This is a genomic window from Streptomyces sp. NPDC007162, from assembly GCF_040634175.1.
Classification (GTDB): Bacteria; Actinomycetota; Actinomycetes; order Streptomycetales; family Streptomycetaceae; genus Streptomyces.
On record NZ_JBEYFC010000852.1, the window covers coordinates 1 to 2,484 of the forward strand.

The following is a 2,484-nucleotide window of genomic DNA, read 5'->3' on the forward strand; positions in this document are numbered from 1 at the left end:
AGACCCGAAGCGGAGTGATCTAGCCATGGGCAGGTTGAAGCGGAGGTAAGACTTCGTGGAGGACCGAACCCACCAGGGTTGAAAACCTGGGGGATGACCTGTGGTTAGGGGTGAAAGGCCAATCAAACTCCGTGATAGCTGGTTCTCCCCGAAATGCATTTAGGTGCAGCGTCGTGTGTTTCTTGCCGGAGGTAGAGCACTGGATAGGCGATGGGCCCTACCGGGTTACTGACCTTAGCCAAACTCCGAATGCCGGTAAGTGAGAGCGCGGCAGTGAGACTGTGGGGGATAAGCTCCATGGTCGAGAGGGAAACAGCCCAGAGCATCGACTAAGGCCCCTAAGCGTACGCTAAGTGGGAAAGGATGTGGAGTCGCAGAGACAACCAGGAGGTTGGCTTAGAAGCAGCCACCCTTGAAAGAGTGCGTAATAGCTCACTGGTCTAGTGATTCCGCGCCGACAATGTAGCGGGGCTCAAGCGTACCGCCGAAGTCGTGTCATTGCAGCATAACGGCCAACGCCGGCTGTGATGGGTAGGGGAGCGTCGTCTGCCGGGTGAAGCAGCACCGGAAGGTAGTTGTGGACGGTTGACGAGTGAGAATGCAGGCATGAGTAGCGATTCACACGTGGGAAACGTGTGCGCCGATTGACTAAGGGTTCCTGGGTCAAGCTGATCTGCCCAGGGTAAGTCGGGACCTAAGGCGAGGCCGACAGGCGTAGTCGATGGATAACCGGTTGATATTCCGGTACCCGCTGTGAAGCGTCAAACATCGAACCAGGCGATGCTAAGTCCGTGAAGCCGTTCCGGACCCTTCGGGGAAAGGAAAGTGGTGGAGCCGACGGACCAGACTTGTAGTAGGTGAGTGATGGGGTGACGCAGGAAGGTAGTCCAGCCCGGGCGGTGGTTGTCCCGGGGTAAGGGTGTAGGCCGTGCGGTAGGTAAATCCGTCGCACATCAAGGCTGAGACCTGATGCCGAGCCGATTGTGGTGAAGTGGATGATCCTATGCTGTCGAGAAAAGCCTCTAGCGAGTTTCATGGCGGCCCGTACCCTAAACCGACTCAGGTGGTCAGGTAGAGAATACCGAGGCGTTCGGGTGAACTATGGTTAAGGAACTCGGCAAAATGCCCCCGTAACTTCGGGAGAAGGGGGGCCACGCCTGGTGAGGAGCTTCGCGCTCTGAGCTGGGGGTGGCCGCAGAGACCAGCGAGAAGCGACTGTTTACTAAAAACACAGGTCCGTGCGAAGCCGTAAGGCGATGTATACGGACTGACGCCTGCCCGGTGCTGGAACGTTAAGGGGACCGGTTAGTCACATTTCGGTGTGGCGAAGCTGAGAACTTAAGCGCCAGTAAACGGCGGTGGTAACTATAACCATCCTAAGGTAGCGAAATTCCTTGTCGGGTAAGTTCCGACCTGCACGAATGGCGTAACGACTTCTCGACTGTCTCAACCATAGGCCCGGTGAAATTGCACTACGAGTAAAGATGCTCGTTTCGCGCAGCAGGACGGAAAGACCCCGGGACCTTTACTACAGTTTGATATTGGTGTTCGGTTCGGCTTGTGTAGGATAGCTGGGAGACTTTGAAGCTGCCACGCCAGTGGTGGTGGAGTCGTCGTTGAAATACCAGTCTGGTCGTGCTGGATGTCTAACCTGGGTCCGTGATCCGGATCAGGGACAGTGTCTGATGGGTAGTTTAACTGGGGCGGTTGCCTCCTAAAGAGTAACGGAGGCGCCCAAAGGTTCCCTCAGCCTGGTTGGTAATCAGGTGTTGAGTGTAAGTGCACAAGGGAGCTTGACTGTGAGACCGACGGGTCGAGCAGGGACGAAAGTCGGGACTAGTGATCCGGCGGTGGCTTGTGGAAGCGCCGTCGCTCAACGGATAAAAGGTACCCCGGGGATAACAGGCTGATCTTCCCCAAGAGTCCATATCGACGGGATGGTTTGGCACCTCGATGTCGGCTCGTCGCATCCTGGGGCTGGAGTCGGTCCCAAGGGTTGGGCTGTTCGCCCATTAAAGCGGTACGCGAGCTGGGTTTAGAACGTCGTGAGACAGTTCGGTCCCTATCCGCTGTGCGCGTAGGAGTCTTGAGAAGGGCTGTCCCTAGTACGAGAGGACCGGGACGGACGAACCTCTGGTGTGCCAGTTGTCCTGCCAAGGGCATGGCTGGTTGGCTACGTTCGGGAGGGATAACCGCTGAAAGCATCTAAGCGGGAAGCCTGCTTCGAGATGAGGACTCCCACCCACTTGATGGGGTAAGGCTCCCAGTAGACGACTGGGTTGATAGGCCGGATCTGGAAGCCAGGTAACTGGTGGAGGTGACCGGTACTAATAGGCCGAGGGCTTGTCCTCAGTTGCTCGCGTCCACTGTGTTGGTTCTGAAACCACGAACAGCCCCACGTCCGGTCACGGCGTGGTGCGGCTGAACAGTTTCATAGTGTTTCGGTGGTCATAGCGTGAGGGAAACGCCCGGTTACATTCCGAA

At 56.9% G+C, this 2,484-nt stretch carries 1 rRNA gene; it reads left to right on the plus strand.

Annotation, left to right across the window (positions count from 1 at the left end):
• Positions 1 to 2,351: ribosomal RNA gene (locus tag ABZ646_RS44910) — 23S ribosomal RNA — on the plus strand; the annotation flags it as partial.
• Positions 2,352 to 2,484: the final 133 nt, after the last annotated feature.